Here is a 16,047-nt window from a genome sequence, read left to right on the forward strand (position 1 = left end):
CTCGAGCGTCGACGCGCCGACGACCGGAGGACGTCCGATGAGAGCGAGCCAGGGCTGACCACGTGGCGCATCCCCTGACGGTGACCTGCTCCGACGTCGGCATGCTGGTCCGCGGCCACGCCGACGACCGGCTCGACCTCCTCTTCGACGGCCGGCTGCTGTGGTCGTTCCTGCCGGGCCGTGAGGGGCGCCCCGGCGGGGACGGCGGCTACCTCGTCCCGTGGCCGAGGGCGATCCGGCCGCGGCTCCACGGCGTGGCCTCCGTCGTCGTGACCAGCCCCGGCACCGGGGCCCGTGTCGACTGCGGTGAGGTCACCTTCGGCCGCGGTGGCGGCCGCGTCGACCTCCGCGACGAGGACGGCTTCCCCCTCGTGGTCGACAAGGGCGGCAGGCTCGAGCGCGCGTTCGCCACCCTGGGGCCCGAGGAGAAGGCCCTCCTCCTCGACGGTGTCCGGCGGACCCTCGAGGTCCTCGACCGGCACGGCCTGCCGGCGTTCCTCGCCAAAGGGTGCCTGCTCGGCGCGGTGCGTCAGGGCAGGCTGATCGACCACGACGTCGACGCCGACGTCGCCTACCTCTCCGCCCGGCACCAGCCGTTCGACGTGATACTCGAGTCGCTCCGGCTCGAGCGCCGCTTCCAGCGGCTCGGGTGGCGGACCCGGCGGATGACCGCGGGGTTCTTCAAGGTCTTCCCTCCGCGGGCCGACGGAGTGGAGCCCGCCATCGACGTCTTCGCCGCGTTCCGTCACGACGGCCACCTCTACGTCCTCCCGAACGTGCGTGCTCCGCTCGACGAGGACGTGGTGCTGCCGCTGTCGACGGTGACCGTCGAGGGGGTCACGCTGCCGGCGCCGGCCGACGTCGGGGCGCTGCTCGAGGCGACGTACGGCCCGGGGTGGCGGGTGCCCGACCCGACGTTCAAGTTCCGGCCACCCGTGAAGACGAAGCGCACCCTCGGGGGCTGGATGCGGGGCACCCGTCGCAACCTGCGCTACTGGGACGAGACGTACGCGCTGCAGGCCGGCTCGTCTCCCCGGGACCCGGCTCGGTTCGCGGACTGGGTGGCCGAGCGGGAGGGCGGCGGCGCCGTGCTCGAGGTCGGCTGCGGGGACGGCCGTGACGCGGTCCACCTCGCGGCGCAGGGGTTCACCGTGCACGCCACGGACTACTCCGAATCCGCGCTGGCGCTAGCGCGCGAGCATGCCCTGGAAGCGGGGCTCGACACCGTCCGGTTCGAGCGGCTCAACCTCCACGACCTCCGCCATGTGCTCGTGAAGGGCGCCCTGGCCGTCCGGACCACGGCCCCGACGGTCGTCTACGCGCGCAACGTGGTGGACGCCGTCGACCGCGCGGCGCGGCGGAACCTCGTGCGGCTGGCGAGGACGGTGCTGCAGCCCTCGGGCGGCCGGCTCTACCTCGAGCACCACACCGAGCGGCCTCGTCCGGGGCTCGGTGGCCCCTGGGTGCACGTCCCCGCCGAGGAGCTGGTGGCCGAGGTGCAGGCGGCCGGCTTCGTCGTCGAGCACCTGGAGGTGGGCCGCGGGCTCCAGGAGGAGCCGCGGGCCGAGGCGTGCGGCCACCGCCTGGTCGCCGCCGTCCCCGCACGGTGACCCCCACCACGTCGGACTCGGTCTGCCCCCGGGGCCCTCCAGGAGTGATCGGCGCGTCATGGTGCGGGAAACGGCTTGGGTCACCTGGCTCACGGGTAGATTTCCGCTCGACCTACCGCCACCTGAACTCTGGGGGAACTCTCGATGACACGCATGCCCACGGCCGCGAGCCGTGAGAACGGTGCGTCCCCCGCGGTGGACGGGGACGACGACCACCGCGCCTACTGGGAGGAGTTCTACGCCCGCAAGGCCGACGCCGTCCCCGCCGACCCGTCCGCCTTCGCGCGCTGGGTCGTCGGACGGCTCCCCCGTTGCACGGTCCTGGAGATCGGGTCGGGCACCGGACGCGACTCGCTGTTCTTCGCCGCCGAGGGCTACACCGTCCTCGGCTGCGACTACGCCGTCCCGGGGCTGCGGTACGCCGAGGACCAGGCGCGCCGGCGTGGGCTGGACCGGGTGACCTTCCAGCAGCTCGACCTCTACGACGACGAGCACGTCCTCGAGCGCGCCGACGCGATCGCGGGCTCGACAGCACCGGACGCGGTCTACGCCCGGTTCATGGTCCATGCCGTCAGCGACGAGGGGCGCCACAACCTCTTCCGCCTCGCCGGCCACGTGCTCGGCGAACGCCGCGGCCAGCTGTTCCTGGAGTTCCGGACCGCCCGCGCCGACCACGAGTTCGGCGAGCACTTCCGGCAGTTCGTCCAGCCGGCGCAGGTCGAGGAGGAGCTCCGCTCGTACGGCCTGGAGGTGGAGCACTGCGAGGAGGGGTTCGGCCTCGCGGTCCACAAGAACGAGGACCCGAAGGTCTGCCGCATCGTCGCCCGGGCGAAGGGCTGACCTGGTGAGCACGGCGGCGAAGCGCGTCGCGGGGGCCCGCAGGAGGCTCGCGCGTGCCCTCGGTGGCGCCCCGGAGCCGGCCCCTGCCCCGCGACCGGCGCCCGTCGGGGGGCCGGCGGGTCAGCGGGCACTCCGCCAGGTCGCCGCCCTGCGCAAGCGGGTGGACCGGCTCGAGGCCGAGCTGCAGGAGACCCGACAGCTCAACCGGCGGCTGGCCGAGGTGACCGACGTGGTCGCGGAGCTGCTGCTGCCGGGCGAAGGGCGTGACGAGGAGCGGCTGCGCGCCGCCCTCGAGGACTACGACCGCGGGATCTGAGGTGACCGACTCGCTGTCGGTCAGGTGCTCCGACGCCGGGCTCGAGGTCCGCGGCCACGACGACGCCCGGCTCGACCTCCACTTCGACGGCCGCTACCTCTGGTCGTTCCTGCCCAGCCGTGACGGGCGTCCCCTCGACGGCGGCGGCTACCTGGTCCCCTGGCCCAAGGTGATCCGGCCGCAGCTGCACGGCGTCGTGGACGTCGTGGTCTCCGGCCCTGACACCGAGGAGCGGGTCGACCTCGGCGAGGTGACGTTGGGTCGCGGCGGCGGCCGCATCGACCTTCGCGACGAGGAGGGCATTCCGCTCACGGTCGACAAGGGCGGGCGGCTCGAGCGCTCGTTCGCCGCGCTCGGCCCGGAGGAGAAGCAGATCCTCCTCGAGGGAGCGCGGCGCACCATCGAGGTGCTCGCCGACCGGGGGCTGCCGGCGTTCCTGGCCTTCGGCTGCCTGCTCGGCGCGGTGCGCGAGGGAAAGCTGATCGGCCACGACAACGACGCCGACGTCTCGTACCTCTCGGCCCACCACCACCCCTTCGACGTGATCCTCGAGTCGCTCCGCCTCGAGCGGCACTTCCAGACGCTCGGCTGGCGGACCCGGCGGATGTGGGCGGCGTACTTCAAGGCCTACCCGCCGCGCGACGACGGCATCGAGCCCGCGATCGACGTCTTCGCCGCGTTCATCCACGCCGGCCAGCTCTACGTGCTGCCGACCGTGCGGGCGCCGCTGCCGGAGAGCGCGATCGTCCCGTTGACGACGGTCACCACCGAGGGGGTCACGCTGCCGGCCCCGGCGGACGCCCCGGCGCTGCTCGAGGCGACGTACGGTCCGGGGTGGCGGGTGCCCGACCCGACGTTCAAGTTCAAGCCGCCCGCGATCACCAAGCGCACCCTCGGCGGCTGGATGCGTGGCACGCGGCGCAACCAGCGCTACTGGGACGACACCTTCACCCTCCGCGCCGACTCGGCCCCGCGCGAGCCGGCGGCGTTCGCGCGCTGGGTGGCGGAACGGGAGCCCGCGGGAGCGTTGCTCGAGGTCGGTTGCGGGAGCGGCCGCGACGCCGTCCACCTTGCTGCGCAAGGGTTCCGCGTGCTCGCCACCGACTACTCGGTCCCGGGGCTCCGGCTCGGTCGCGAGCGGGCGCAGCAGGCGGGCGTCGAGGACATCCGCTTCGAGCCGCTCAACCTCTACGACCTCCGTCACGTGCTCGTGAAGGGCGCCCTGGCTGCGCGGACGAACGCGCCGACCACGGTCTACGCCCGCAACGTCGTCGACGCGGTGAGCCGACCCGCCCGGCGCAACCTCGTGCGGCTCGCACGCACCGTCCTGCAGGGCTCCGGCGGTCGGCTCTACCTCGAGTACCACACCGAGCGGCCGCGTCCGGGGCTCGGCGGCACCTTCTGGGAGCACGCTCCCCCGGAGGAGTTGGTGGCCGACCTCGAGGCCGCCGGCTTCGTCGTCGAGCACCTCGACGAGGGTCTCGGGCTCGAGGAGGAGCCGCGCGACCGGGCACGTGCGTGCCGCCTGGTCGCAGCGCTGTCGGAGCCATGAGGGACCATGCGGTCCCATGAGCTCTCGTCCCCCGGACGGCGGCATCGTCCGTGACGGTGTCGCCGTCGGCATCGCCACCGGCGCCTACGGCCTCTCCTTCGGCGCCATCGCCGTCACCTCCGGGCTGAGCGTCGCGCAGGCCTGCGCCCTGTCCCTGCTGACGTTCACGGGTGCGTCGCAGTTCGCGCTCGTCGGCGTGGTGGCCGCCGGAGGCGCCCCGATGTCGGGGGCCGCGACAGCGCTGCTGCTGGGGACACGCAACGCGTTGTACGGCCTGCGGCTCGCGCCCCTGCTCGCGTGGACCGGCTGGCGGCGGCTCGGAGCAGCGCACCTGGTGATCGACGAGTCGACCGCGATGTCGGTCACGCGCGGCACGACCGAGGAGGCGCGCGTCGGCTTCCTCAGCGCCGGGCTGTCGGTGTTCGTGCTCTGGAACCTCGCCACCCTCATCGGCGCCGTCGCCGGGGAGTCGCTCGGCGACCCCGCCGACCTCGGCCTGGACGCCGCCGTCGGCGCAGCCTTCCTCGCGCTCCTCTGGCCGCGGCTGCACACACGCACGAACCAGGTGGTCGCGGTGCTCGCCGCCGCGGTCGCGCTCGGCGTCGTGCCGTTCACCGCCGCGGGCGTGCCGGTCCTCGCCGCAGGTGCCGTCGCCCTGCTGGCCGGCGTGCTGAGGAGCTCCCGCTGATGTGGACCGCGGTCATCGTCTCCGGGATCGGTTGCTACCTGTTGAAGATCGCCGGCATGTCAGTGCCGCCGAAGATCCTGCAGAACCCGCTGGTCGAGCGCGTCGCGGACCTGCTGCCGGTCGCGCTGCTCTCCGCGCTCATCGCCGTCCAGGTCTTCGCCTCCGGTCACGAGCTCGTGGTCGACGCCCGGCTCGTAGGGCTCGGTGTCGCGGTGGGGGCGCTGCTGCTGCGAGCCCCGTTCCTCGTCGTGGTCATCGCCGCGGCAGGGGCGGCCGCCTTGACGAGGTTGTGGTTCGGCGGCTGACGTTGCCAGCGGGCGGCTGAGCCTGTCGAGACCACCGAATCTCCAACCCTGCTTGGGGAAAACCGGTCTGCACCACTCCCGGGAACTGTCGGTGGCCGTTCGTAGCGTCCTGCCCATGAAGACCACCACCGGCGAGCCGTTCGAGCTCTTGACCACCCCTGTCCCTGCAGCCGGTGGGTCGACGACGGCGGGCGCACGGCTCGGGTCGGTCGAGTCGGTCGATTCGGTGGAGCCCGACGTCCTCGGGCTGGGCGCTCCGGCAGCGTTGGCGTTCATCTGGTCCCGCCGGGTCGCGCAGGACGCCGCGGCGGCCGAGGAGCTGCGGGGGTTGTGCCACTGGGCCGACCCGCACCGGGTCACCCCGGGCCGGGAGCTCGACGAGGGCGCGATCGACCCCGTGCTGCTCGCCCAGCCTCCCGCCGAGCACGAGGCCCAGGTCGCCGCCGCCAAGGCCAGGATCCTCGGGCAACCGGTCCCCGACTGGGCCACCGAACGGCTCACCTCCACCCCTGGGGAGCTCGGCGCCGAAGGACAGCTCCGCCTCGACGGCCAGGGCTGCTTCATGGTCCACGAGTTCGCGATCACCCACCTGGCCACCGAACTCGGGTTGACCGAGGCCGCCGCGCGGGCCCAAGTCGGCCAGTCGGTGGAGCTCCGCGACCGGCTGCCCCGGCTCTACCGGCAGGTGATGGCCGGGGTGCTGCCGGCCTGGAAGGGCCGCAAGATCGCCCAGCACACCCTCCCGCTCTCCGACGAAGCCGCCGCGTACGTGGATGCCCATCTCGCACCGTTCGCGCACATGCTGTCGGTGTGGCGGATCCTCAAGGCCGTCGACACCGCGATCACCCGCCACGACCCCGACCGCGCCACGGCCTTGGCCGAGGCCGCCGCGGAAGAACGCGGCGTGTGGGTCGACCACGGCCCCCACGGCCCCGCCGACCTCCCCGTCGCCGACAGCACCAGCCGGATCGAGGCCACCGTGGACACCCCGGACGCCCTGGCGTTCGAGGACACGATCGCCGCGGTGGCCGCTGTGCTGGCAGATCTGGGTCACCAGGGGTCGCTCGACGCCCGCCGCGCCAAAGCCGTCGGGGTGCTCGCCGACCCCCAGCACGCGCTCGAGCTGACCGGAGCCGCTGCGGAGAACGCAGCCATGGGTGAGCCGGCCGAGCAGATGCGGCCGAAGGTGCGGCAGCGCAAGCGGCTCGGCGGCACCACCCTCCACCTCCACCTGCACACCGCCGCGCTCGGCCAGCTGAGCCCGGTCGCCCGGATCGACGGCCTCGGACCCCGACCCGCTGCCGCGGTCCGGCAGTGGCTGGCCGGCCTCGCGCCCGGGGCCCAGGTCACCGTCACCCCGGTGGTCGATTTGGCGGAACGGATCAGTGTCGACGCCCACGAAGCCCCACCCATCCTGCGGGCCCAGATCGACCACCTCGACACCGGTTGCGTGTTCCCGTGGTGCGGCCGGCAGGGCAGGTACGACCTCGACCACATCACCGAATACGCAGATCCTGCGGACGGCGGGCCGCCCGGCCAGACCAACAGCCAGAACCTCGCGAAGCTGTGTCGCTACCACCACCGAGTGAAGACCCATACGGCCTGGGCCTACCTACAAGAACCCGACCCGGTCAATCACCTGGACCTCACCCCTGGGCAAGCGCTACACCATCGACCACACCGGCACCCAACGCATCCCCGACCTGCCCTCACCAGGGCCAGCCCCAGGCGCCGACCAGCCCGACTAGCGCGACGGGCACCGACCCGAGCCGAGCCCCGCACTGCAGACGGGCAGTGCGGGCCACCGGCATGCCATGAACCCGGGTGACCAGCTACCGGACCACCAGGCAGAAGGCGTGGCCGTCCGGGTCGCGGTACACCCGCCACGGCACCGCCGTCCCGTCCTGTGCGGGGCGAGGCGACCACCGCTCTGTCTCGTAGCGGCCGCCGGCGGCGAGCACCCGCTCGTGCGCGGCCTCCAGGTCGTCGACGAGCACGTCGACGTGCACGCCGCCCGAGCCGGGGTCGGCCGACTGCTGGAACGAGAGCCGTTGCCCGTGCGGCGGCGGTTCGAGGGTCCACCACCCGTCGTACCAGCGCACCGGCTCACCGCCGAGCAACCCGGCCCAGAACCGCGCCAGCCGTTCCGGGTCCGGCGAGTCGAGCACGACCTCGCGGACCCACCCGATCGGCGTCCCGGCCCCGGCCACGTCAGCCCCCGACCAGCCGACGCCGGAGCGAGTCACGCACCGCCGGCCACTCCTCGGCGACGACGGAGAACATCGCGGTGTCCCGCACCGTCCCGTCCGCGCGCCGCTGGTAGCGCCGCAGCGTCCCCTCGTACGTCGCTCCCAGCCGGGCGATCGCGCGTTGCGACCGGATGTTCCGCACGTCGGTCTTCAGCTGCACCCGCCCCGCCCCCGACGACTCGAAGGCCTGGGTGAGGAGCAGCAGCTTCACCTCCGGGTTGACCACGCTCCCCCACACCGCCGGCGCGTAGGCGGTCGACCCGACCTCGAGCCGGGCATCCGCGACCGAGACGTCGAGGTACGACGAGGTCCCCACCACGGCCCCCTCGGGGAGCCCGCCGACCGGACGCCGCAACCGCACCACCCAGGGCACCTGACCCGCCGCGAGCGCGTCACGCAGCCGGTCCGCCCACGCCGACGGGCTGCCCCGCCGCCCCGCGACGTGCTCCCAGACCGCGTCGTGGTCGAGCGCCTCGAAGAGCGGTGCCGCGTCGCGCTCGGGGTCGGCGACGGACAACGAGACCCACGACCCGGTCAGGGTGGTGGTGGCCGGCGGGACCCGCATCGGCGGCCACGGGACGTCGTCCGGCCGCGCGTCGGTGACCGGCACGAAGGGGGTGGCCACGCCCGTCACCCGATCTCGATCCGTCCGTCGGCGTCGAGCGGAAAGGTCGGGTTGTAGCAGAGCTCCCACAGGTGCCCGTCGGGGTCGGCGAAGTAGGCGGAGTAGCCGCCCCACTCCATCCGCACCGGCGCCTTGACGATCCGGGCACCGAGCGCAGCGACCTCCTCGACCGCGGCGTCCACGTCGGCCTCGGACGGCAGGTTCACGGCGTACGTCGACCCGCGGAACTCCTGCGGCGGAGCCACGACGAGCCCGGCGTCCGCCGCGAGCTCGTGGGCCGGGAACAGCCCCACCCAGCTGCCGCTGGTGCGGAACCAGACGATCCCGTCCTCCCGGCGCCCGCGCATCTCCCAGCCGAGCCCGGAGTAGAACGCGATCGAGCGGTCGAGGTCGCTGACGCCGAGGGTGAGGATGACGAAGTTCGGGGCGACCATGGCTCCTCCTCAGGAACGGGTTCAGTCCAGCGGCAGGAAGTGCTCGAGCCCCACGGTGAGCCCGGGCCGGGACGCGATGGTGCGGAGCCCGAGGAGGACGCCGGGCGTGAAGCTGGCCCGGTCCATCGAGTCGTGACGGATCGTCAGGGTCTCTCCCAGCCCGCCGAGGACGACCTCCTGGTGGGCGACCATGCCGCGGATCCGCAACCCGTGCACGCGGATCCCGTCGACGTCCGCGCCGCGGGCTCCTTCGAGCGCGGTCGACGTCGCGTCCGGGACCGGTGGCAGCCCGGCCTCACGGCGGGCACGGGCGACCAGCTCCGCGGTCCGGCGGGCGGTGCCGCTGGGCGCGTCGGCCTTCTCGGGGTGGTGCAGCTCGACGATCTCGACCGACTCGAAGAACTGCGCCGCCTCGGCGGCGAACCGCATCATCAGGATCGCGCCGATCGAGAAGTTCGGGGCGACCAGCACCCCGGTCCCCGGCGAGCCCTCGAGCCAGGTGCGCACCTGCGCGAGCCGGTCCTCGTCGAACCCGGTGGTGCCGACCACGCAGTGGATCCCGTGGTCGATGCAGAACTCCAGGTTGTCCATCACCACGTCGGGGTGGGTGAAGTCGACGACGGCCTGGGCGCCGGTGGTCACCAGCGCGTCGATGTCGTCGTCCTTGTCGACCGCCGCGACGAGCTGGAGTTCCCCCGCGGCCTCGACGGCCTTGCAGACCTCGCGCCCGACCTTCCCCTGGGCACCCAGCACACCGATCTTCGTGATACTCACGGCCGCCAACCTACCGCCGCGCACGGAGGCGGGGGTCAGAGGCCGGCGGCGCTCCGGATCGTGCGGACGGCCCCGGCGACGTCGACCTGCGCGGTGTCGACCACGACCCGGTCACGCGACCACGGCTCGTACTCGCGGTCCTCGATCTCCTGCCAGGTCGGTCGGCGGAGCCCCGGGACGTCGATCGTGCGCCCCTCGGCACGGCGGCGGTGCTCGGCGGCGTCGGAGCAGACCACCTCGACCTCGACGAGCCGCGCGCCGGCACGAGAAGCGACGTCGCGCCAGCCCTCGCGCGATGAGGCAACCGGGTTCACCGAGTCCGCGCCCACGTGGAGCCCGTGGCGCAGCTGGTCGGCGGCCACGTCCTGGCCCACGGCGTACCCGGGCGGCAGCTCCCAGCCGTTGGTCGCCTCGAACCGCCCCTCCGAGCGGGCGATCGCCGTCTCGATCGTGTCGACGCGCACGTGGACGGCACGCACGGAGCGCGCCAGTGCCGCCGCGACGGTGCTCTTCCCGGTCGCCGGGAGCCCTCCCAGCACGACGAGGACGGCCCCGCCCGCCGGGGAGCTCAAGGCTGCTCGGGCCCGACCACGACCAGCGTCTCGGGCTGCCGGAAGAGCGACCGCGCGAGCGCGTGCACGTCGTCGAGGGTGACCGCGTCGATCCGCCCGATCACCTCGTCGATGCTCGGCAGGTCGTCGTACAGCAGCTCGGCCTTGGCGATGCGCGACATCCGCGACGCGGAGTCCTCGAGGCCGAGCACCAGCCCTCCGCGAAGCTGCCCCTGTCCGCGCACGAGCTCCTCCTCGGTGAGCCCCTCGTCGGCCACCGCGCGCAGCTCCTCGCGCACGACCGAGAGCACGTCGTCGAGCTTGCCCGGCAGGCAGCCGGCACCGACGCAGAACGAGCCCGCGTCGGTGTAGTGGTTGGCGTAGGAGTAGATCGAGTACGCCAGGCCGCGCTTCTCGCGCACCTCCTGGAACAGCCGCGACGACGGTCCCCCGCCGACGGCGGCGTTGAGGATGCCGAGCGCGTAACGGCGCTCGTCGGTGCGGTTGATCGCGTTGACGCCGAGCAGGACGTTGACCTGCTCGAAGGGACGGGTGGTGTGCGCGCTCCCGGCAGCCCCCCGCTTGAACCGGGCGGCGCGCCGCGGCGGCGCGGGCCTCGCGTGGCGGTCGGTGAGCAGCGGCGCGAACGCCTTCCGCACCTGCCGTACGACGGTCGTGTGGTCGACGTTGCCGGCGACCGCGACCACCATCTGCTCGGGGCGGTACCACTGCCGGTAGAACCGGTGGACCTGCGCGCGCGTCAGCCGGCTGATCGACGCCGCGGTCCCTGCGATCGGCCGCCCCAGCGGGGACGACGGCCACGCGGTCTCCGCGAAGAGGTTCGTCGCGACGTCCTCGGGGTCGTCGTCGTGCATGGCGATCTCGTCGAGGATCACCTCGCGCTCCGCCTCGACGTCGTCGGGGTGGATGGTGGAGCTGCTCAGCATGTCGCCGAGCACGTCGACCGCGAGCGGCAGGTCGACGTCGAGCACCCGCGCGTGGAAGCAGGTGTACTCCTTGGCGGTGAAGGCGTTGAACTCACCGCCGACCGCGTCGAGCGACGCGGAGATCTCCAGCGCGGAGCGCTGCGGAGTGCCCTTGAACAGCAGGTGCTCGAGGAAGTGGCACGCCCCGGACAACGTCGGGGTCTCGTCGCGCGAGCCGACGCCGATCCAGACGCCGATGCTCGCGGAACGCACCCCGGCCATCGCCTCGGTGACGACCCGCAGCCCTCCCGGCAGGACGGTCCGGCGGACCGTGGAGACCACGGATCCGCCGGCGTCCTTCTCGGTCAGGAGGGTGCGGGTCGTGCCGGGCTTCTGCTGGTCGGCCGTCAGCACGGCCGACCGGTCACGCTGGTGGTGCAGGTGACGGGGTTCGTCACTCGGCAGCCTCGTCGGACCCCTCGGACGCGCCCTCGGACTCGGACTCCTCGACCACCGGGACGAGCGACAGCTTGCCGCGGTCGTCGATCTCGGCGATCTGGACCTGGACCTTCTGGCCCACCGACAGCACGTCCTCGACGGCCTCGACCCGCTTGCCGCCGGCCAGCGAGCGGAGCTTGCTGATGTGCAGCAGCCCGTCCTTGCCCGGGAGCAGCGAGACGAACGCCCCGAAGTTCGTCGTCTTCACCACGGTGCCGAGGTAGCGCTCGCCGACCTCGGGCATCGTCGGGTTCGCGATCGCGTTGACGGCCTGGCGGGCGGCCTCGGCGGCCTCGCCGTTGGTGGCGCCGATGTAGATCGTGCCGTCGTCCTCGATGCTCAGCGACGCACCGGTGTCGTCCTGGATCTGGTTGATCACCTTGCCCTTGGGGCCGATGACCTCACCGATCTTGTCGACCGGGATCTTCACGGTGATGATCCGCGGCGCGTTGAGGCTCATCTCGGCGGGCTCGTCGATCGCCTCGGCCATGACGTCGAGGATCGCCATGCGGGCGTCGCGGGCCTGGGTCAGCGCGCCGGCCAGCACCTCGGCGGGGATGCCGTCGAGCTTGGTGTCGAGCTGCAGCGCGGTGACGAACTCGCGGGTGCCGGCGACCTTGAAGTCCATGTCGCCGAAGGCGTCCTCGGCGCCCAGGATGTCGGTCAGCGCGACGTACTCCGTCTTGCCGTCGACCTCGTCGGAGATCAGCCCCATCGCGATGCCCGCGACCGGCGCCTTCAGCGGCACACCGGCCTGGAGCAGCGACAGCGTCGAGGCGCAGACCGAGCCCATCGAGGTCGAGCCGTTGGAGCCCATCGCCTCGGAGAGCTGACGGATCGCGTAGGGGAACTCCTCGCGGCTCGGCAGCACCGGCAGCAGCGCCCGTCGGGCGAGCGCGCCGTGGCCGATCTCGCGCCGCTTCGGCGAGCCGACGCGGCCGGTCTCACCGGTGGAGAACGGCGGGAAGACGTACTTGTGCATGTAGCGACGCGTCTTCTCCGGGGAGAGCGTGTCGAGCTTCTGCTCCAGCGTCAGCATGTTCAGCGTGGTGACGCCCAGGATCTGGGTCTCGCCGCGCTCGAACAGCGCCGAGCCGTGCACCCGCGGGATCACGCCGACCTCGGCGGTCAGGGTACGGATGTCGGTCAGGCCGCGGCCGTCGATGCGGACCTTGTCGCGGATGACCCGCTGGCGGACCAGCTTCTTGGTGACCGAGCGGAACGCCGCGCCGATCTCCTTCTCGCGGCCCTCGAACTGCGGGCCGACCTGCGCCAGCACCGAGTCCTTGACCTCGTCGAGCTTCGACTCGCGCTCCTGCTTGCCGGCGATCTTCAGCGCCTCGGCGAGCGGGGTGGAGGCAGCGGCCTCGACGGCGTCGTAGACGTCGTCCTCGTAGTCGAGGAAGATCGGGAACTCCTGGACCGGCTTCGCGGCCTGCTTGGCGAGCTCCTGCTGGGCCTCGACGAGCTGCTTGATGAACGGCTTGGCAGCGTCGAGACCGCCGGCGACGACCTCCTCGGTCGGGGCCTGCGCGCCGCCGCGGACCAGCTCGATGGTCTCCTCGGTGGCCTCCGCCTCGACCATCATGATCGCGACGTCACCGGTGTCGGTGACCCGACCGGCGACGACCATGTCGAAGACGGCCCGCTCGAGCTGGCTGTGGCTCGGGAACGCGACCCACTGGCCGTCGATCAGCGCGACGCGGACGCCGCCGACCGGGCCGGAGAACGGGAGCCCCGAGAGCTGGGTGGACATCGACGCGGCGTTGATGGCGAGCACGTCGTAGGGCTGGTCGGGGTCGAGCGCCATCACGGTGATGACGACCTGGACTTCGTTGCGCAGCCCCTTCTTGAAGGTGGGGCGCAGCGGCCGGTCGATGAGCCGGCAGGTGAGGATCGCGTCCTCGCCCGGACGCCCCTCGCTGCGGAAGAACGAGCCGGGGATCTGGCCCACGGCGTACATCCGCTCCTCGACGTCGATCGTCAGGGGGAAGAAGTCGAAGTGGTCCTTGGGGTGCTTGCCGGCGGTCGTCGCCGACAGCAGCATCGTCTCGTCGTCGAGGTACGCCGTGACGGAGCCGGCGGCCTGCCGGGCGAGCAGCCCGGTCTCGAACTTGACGGTGCGGGTGCCGAACTGACCGTTGTCGATCACGGTCTCGACGGCGGAGATGACGGGTCCCTCCATGGGATGTCCCTTTCTGGTCGCCCAGTCCCTTGACATGGGCCGACCCGGTTCGCGGAGCGATCACGCGAGGGCGCCTGCGGCTGGTGTCGGGGACACCTGAGCCGGTCTTCGATCGAGGCCTGCGGGACCTGGCGGAACCAGGGGCCCGAGGGCCACTACCGAGGACCGGGCCGGACGTCCGCGGTCGCTCCTGAGTGGTGTGCTGTTGAGTTGTGGTTGGTGCGGTGGTGCTCGCCCGAAAATAGCCGGAAGCGGCCGCCTGGTGTCAGGCAGCCGCTCCGAGCCGTCCGGGACGACAGGTCATCGACGCAGTCCGAGCCGCTCCACGATCGAGCGGTAGCGGTTGATGTCCTGCTTCTGCATGTAGTTCAGCAGCCGACGACGGCGACCGACCAGGAGGAGCAGACCACGACGGGTGTGGTGGTCGTGCTTGTGCTCCTTGAGGTGCTCGGTCAGGTGCGAGATGCGGTGGCTCAGGAGGGCCACCTGGACCTCGGGAGAGCCGGTGTCGCCCTCGGACAGGCCGTACTCGGCGATGATCTGCTTCTTGGTCTCGGCGTCAGTACCGGTGGACACGGGTGATCGACGTTCCTCTCGAGGTCGTTGCGCGGCGCGCCGGGGCCTGTTCACCCGGGCACTCTGGGTCCGCGGCCGTTCTACGGCAACTTCACAAGACTACCAACGACCGCCCGAGATCCCGAATCGGCGACCTGCTCGCGACGACCGCCCCCGGCTCAGCCGTCGATCACGGCGCGCACCGCGGCCCGCGCCTCCTGCGGGTCCGCGGCCGCGAGGGCGGCCTCCGCTGCCCGCGCACACTGCTCCGAGGAGACCCGTTCCAGCTGCGCCCCCACCGCGCGTACGGCGGCCGAGGCCATCGACAGCGACGTGACGCCGAGCCCCACGAGCACGACCGCGAGCGCCGGGTCGGCCGCCGCCTCGCCGCAGACACCGACGGGCTTCCCGGCCGCCTTCCCCGCCTCGGCGGTCATCGCGACGAGCCGGAGCACCGCGGGCTGCCAGGGGTCGGTGAGGTGGGCGAGGTCGGTGGCCATCCGGTCCGCGGCCATGGCGTACTGCGTCAGGTCGTTGGTGCCGATCGACAGGAAGTCGACGACCTCGAGGATCCGGTCCGCGAGCAGGGCCGCGGAGGGCGTCTCGACCATCACCCCGGCCTTGAGCCCGTGCGCGCGCACCTTCGCCGCGAACTCCTCCGCCTCGGCGACGGTGGCCACCATGGGGGCCATCACCCAGGTGTTGGTGCCGGTCCGCTCGGCGGCCTTGGCGATCCCTTCGACCTGCCGGTCGAGGAGCCCCGGGTTGGAGAAGGAGAGCCGGAGGCCGCGGACGCCGAGGGCCGGGTTCTCCTCCCCCTTCAGCGTGGCGTAGGCGATCGGCTTGTCGGAGCCGGCGTCGAGGGTGCGGACCACGACGGTGCGGCCGTCGGCGAACGGCGCCAGCACCTCGGCGTACACCTGGGCCTGCGCCTCCGCGTCGGGCTCGTCGGGCCGGTCGAGGAAGCAGAGCTCGGTGCGGAACAGCCCGACGCCCTCGACGGGCCCCTCGGCAGCGGTACGCGCGGAGGAGCCGTCGGCGACGTTCGCCATCACCTTCACGGCGACGCCGTCCGCGGTGCGGGCCGGGCCGGACCACGAGGCGAGCGTCTCCTGCCAGGCCTTCGCGTCGGCCACCCGGCGCTGGGCCTCCTCCTCGTCCGGGGCCGCCTCGACGCTCCCGGTCGCGCCGTCGACGAGGACGCGCACGCCCGGCTGCAGCGCGGTGACGCCGGCGGCGCCGACCACGCACGGGATGCCGAGCTGACGGGCGATGATCGCGGTGTGGCTGGTCGGGCCGCCCTTCTCGGTGACGATCGCGACGACCGTCGAGGGGTCCAGCGCCGCGGTGTCGGCGGGTGCGAGGTCCTCGGCGACCAGCACCGACGGCTCCTCCGGAGTGGGCAGCCCGGGCTCGGGGGCGCCGACGATCCGCGCGGTGAGCCGGCGGCGGATGTCCTGCAGGTCGGTGACCCGCTCGGCCATCAGCCCGCCCATCTTCGTGAACAGGTCGGTGAACTGGTCGACCGCTCCGTCGAGCGCCGTGAGCAGCGGGTTCCCCGCCCGGAGCCGCTTGCGCACCTCGCCGCGGAGCCCCTTGTCCCGGACCAGACCGGCGGTGGCCACCAGCACCTCGGCGGCGGCCCCGGATGCGTTGCTCGACCGGGCGACGAGCGAGTCGGCGACGACGGTCACCGCGGCGTCGTACTCCTCGAGGGCCTGGTCCGGGTCGACCTCGCCACGCGCGGCGTACGCACGCACGGCCTCGGTGTCGACGTCGGTCCGGACGACCGCGACCGGACCGAGCCCGACGCCAGGCACGACAGGGGTGCCGGACAGCGGGCCGGAGGGGGTCGACGAGGTGGGGCGTTCGGCGGTGGTGGGACTGCTCATGGCGCGAATGTAACCTGGGTCACCCCTTGACAGTCAACACGTTCGGG

General features: G+C 72.8%; 16 protein-coding genes. 7 read left to right on the forward strand and 9 right to left on the reverse strand.

Annotation, left to right across the window (positions count from 1 at the left end; genetic code table 11):
- Positions 1-62: 62 nt before the first annotated feature.
- The 7 genes from FIP57_RS24110 to FIP57_RS15695 all read left to right on the forward strand — a co-directional run bounded on the left by FIP57_RS24110 (position 63) and on the right by FIP57_RS15695 (position 7,139).
- Positions 63-1,610, forward strand: a complete 1,548-nt coding sequence (locus FIP57_RS24110; RefSeq protein WP_148574463.1) for a class I SAM-dependent methyltransferase — start codon at positions 63-65, stop codon at positions 1,608-1,610.
- A gap of 144 nt (positions 1,611-1,754) precedes the next feature.
- Positions 1,755-2,450 carry an SAM-dependent methyltransferase gene (locus FIP57_RS15670; protein ID WP_148574464.1) on the forward strand — a complete coding sequence of 232 codons (696 nt, stop codon included), beginning with the start codon at positions 1,755-1,757 and terminating at the stop codon, positions 2,448-2,450.
- Between the two features lie 4 nt (positions 2,451-2,454).
- Positions 2,455-2,766, forward strand: a complete 312-nt coding sequence (locus tag FIP57_RS15675; protein WP_148574465.1) for a DUF6752 domain-containing protein — start codon at positions 2,455-2,457, stop codon at positions 2,764-2,766.
- 1 nt (position 2,767) lies between these two features.
- A complete protein-coding gene (locus tag FIP57_RS15680; RefSeq protein WP_148574466.1) occupies positions 2,768-4,318 on the forward strand; it encodes a class I SAM-dependent methyltransferase in 1,551 nt (516 codons plus the stop codon).
- A 16-nt stretch (positions 4,319-4,334) separates the two neighbouring features.
- The gene (locus FIP57_RS15685; protein ID WP_148574467.1) at positions 4,335-5,006 is read left to right on the forward strand and encodes an AzlC family ABC transporter permease; all 672 of its coding nucleotides are present in this window, start codon (positions 4,335-4,337) and stop codon (positions 5,004-5,006) included.
- Positions 5,006-5,311 carry an AzlD domain-containing protein gene (locus FIP57_RS15690; protein ID WP_148574468.1) on the forward strand — a complete coding sequence of 102 codons (306 nt, stop codon included), beginning with the start codon at positions 5,006-5,008 and terminating at the stop codon, positions 5,309-5,311. Before FIP57_RS15685 ends, FIP57_RS15690 begins: the two co-directional genes overlap by 1 nt.
- Positions 5,312-5,426: 115 nt before the next feature.
- Complete coding sequence (locus FIP57_RS15695) at positions 5,427-7,139, forward strand: HNH endonuclease signature motif containing protein (RefSeq protein WP_148574469.1); 1,713 nt, start codon at positions 5,427-5,429, stop codon at positions 7,137-7,139.
- A 4-nt stretch (positions 7,140-7,143) separates the two neighbouring features.
- Here the strand turns inward: FIP57_RS15695 and FIP57_RS15700 are convergent, their stop codons facing one another.
- The 9 genes from FIP57_RS15700 to ptsP all read right to left on the reverse strand — a co-directional run bounded on the left by FIP57_RS15700 (position 7,144) and on the right by ptsP (position 16,000).
- A complete protein-coding gene (locus FIP57_RS15700; protein WP_203231292.1) occupies positions 7,144-7,557 on the reverse strand; it encodes a VOC family protein in 414 nt (137 codons plus the stop codon).
- Positions 7,523-8,185: a GNAT family N-acetyltransferase gene (locus FIP57_RS15705; protein WP_238993507.1), complete on the reverse strand. Its 663-nt coding sequence runs from the start codon at positions 8,183-8,185 to the stop codon at positions 7,523-7,525. The genes FIP57_RS15700 and FIP57_RS15705 overlap by 35 nt, the downstream gene beginning before the upstream one ends.
- Positions 8,186-8,190: 5 nt before the next feature.
- Entirely contained in the window at positions 8,191-8,619 is a 429-nt protein-coding gene (locus tag FIP57_RS15710) for a VOC family protein (protein ID WP_148574470.1), read from the reverse strand.
- A gap of 21 nt (positions 8,620-8,640) precedes the next feature.
- Positions 8,641-9,387 (reverse strand): 4-hydroxy-tetrahydrodipicolinate reductase, encoded by a 747-nt coding sequence (dapB, locus tag FIP57_RS15715; RefSeq protein ID WP_148574753.1) that lies wholly within the window; start codon positions 9,385-9,387, stop codon positions 8,641-8,643.
- A gap of 41 nt (positions 9,388-9,428) precedes the next feature.
- Complete coding sequence (locus tag FIP57_RS15720) at positions 9,429-9,965, reverse strand: P-loop nucleotide/nucleoside kinase family protein (RefSeq protein WP_148574471.1); 537 nt, start codon at positions 9,963-9,965, stop codon at positions 9,429-9,431.
- Complete coding sequence (locus FIP57_RS15725) at positions 9,962-11,284, reverse strand: M16 family metallopeptidase (RefSeq protein ID WP_148574472.1); 1,323 nt, start codon at positions 11,282-11,284, stop codon at positions 9,962-9,964. The genes FIP57_RS15720 and FIP57_RS15725 overlap by 4 nt, the downstream gene beginning before the upstream one ends.
- A 40-nt stretch (positions 11,285-11,324) precedes the next feature.
- Positions 11,325-13,553, reverse strand: a complete 2,229-nt coding sequence (locus FIP57_RS15730) for a polyribonucleotide nucleotidyltransferase (RefSeq protein ID WP_148574473.1) — start codon at positions 13,551-13,553, stop codon at positions 11,325-11,327.
- 300 nt (positions 13,554-13,853) lie between these two features.
- Positions 13,854-14,129, reverse strand: a complete 276-nt coding sequence (rpsO, locus tag FIP57_RS15735) for a 30S ribosomal protein S15 (RefSeq protein WP_148574474.1) — start codon at positions 14,127-14,129, stop codon at positions 13,854-13,856.
- A 158-nt stretch (positions 14,130-14,287) separates the two neighbouring features.
- Positions 14,288-16,000 (reverse strand): phosphoenolpyruvate--protein phosphotransferase, encoded by a 1,713-nt coding sequence (gene ptsP / locus FIP57_RS15740; RefSeq protein ID WP_148574475.1) that lies wholly within the window; start codon positions 15,998-16,000, stop codon positions 14,288-14,290.
- Between the last annotated feature and the right edge of the window lie 47 nt (positions 16,001-16,047).

It is taken from the genome of Nocardioides caldifontis (genome assembly GCF_008087345.1).
Taxonomy (GTDB): domain Bacteria; phylum Actinomycetota; class Actinomycetes; order Propionibacteriales; family Nocardioidaceae; genus Marmoricola_A; species Marmoricola_A caldifontis.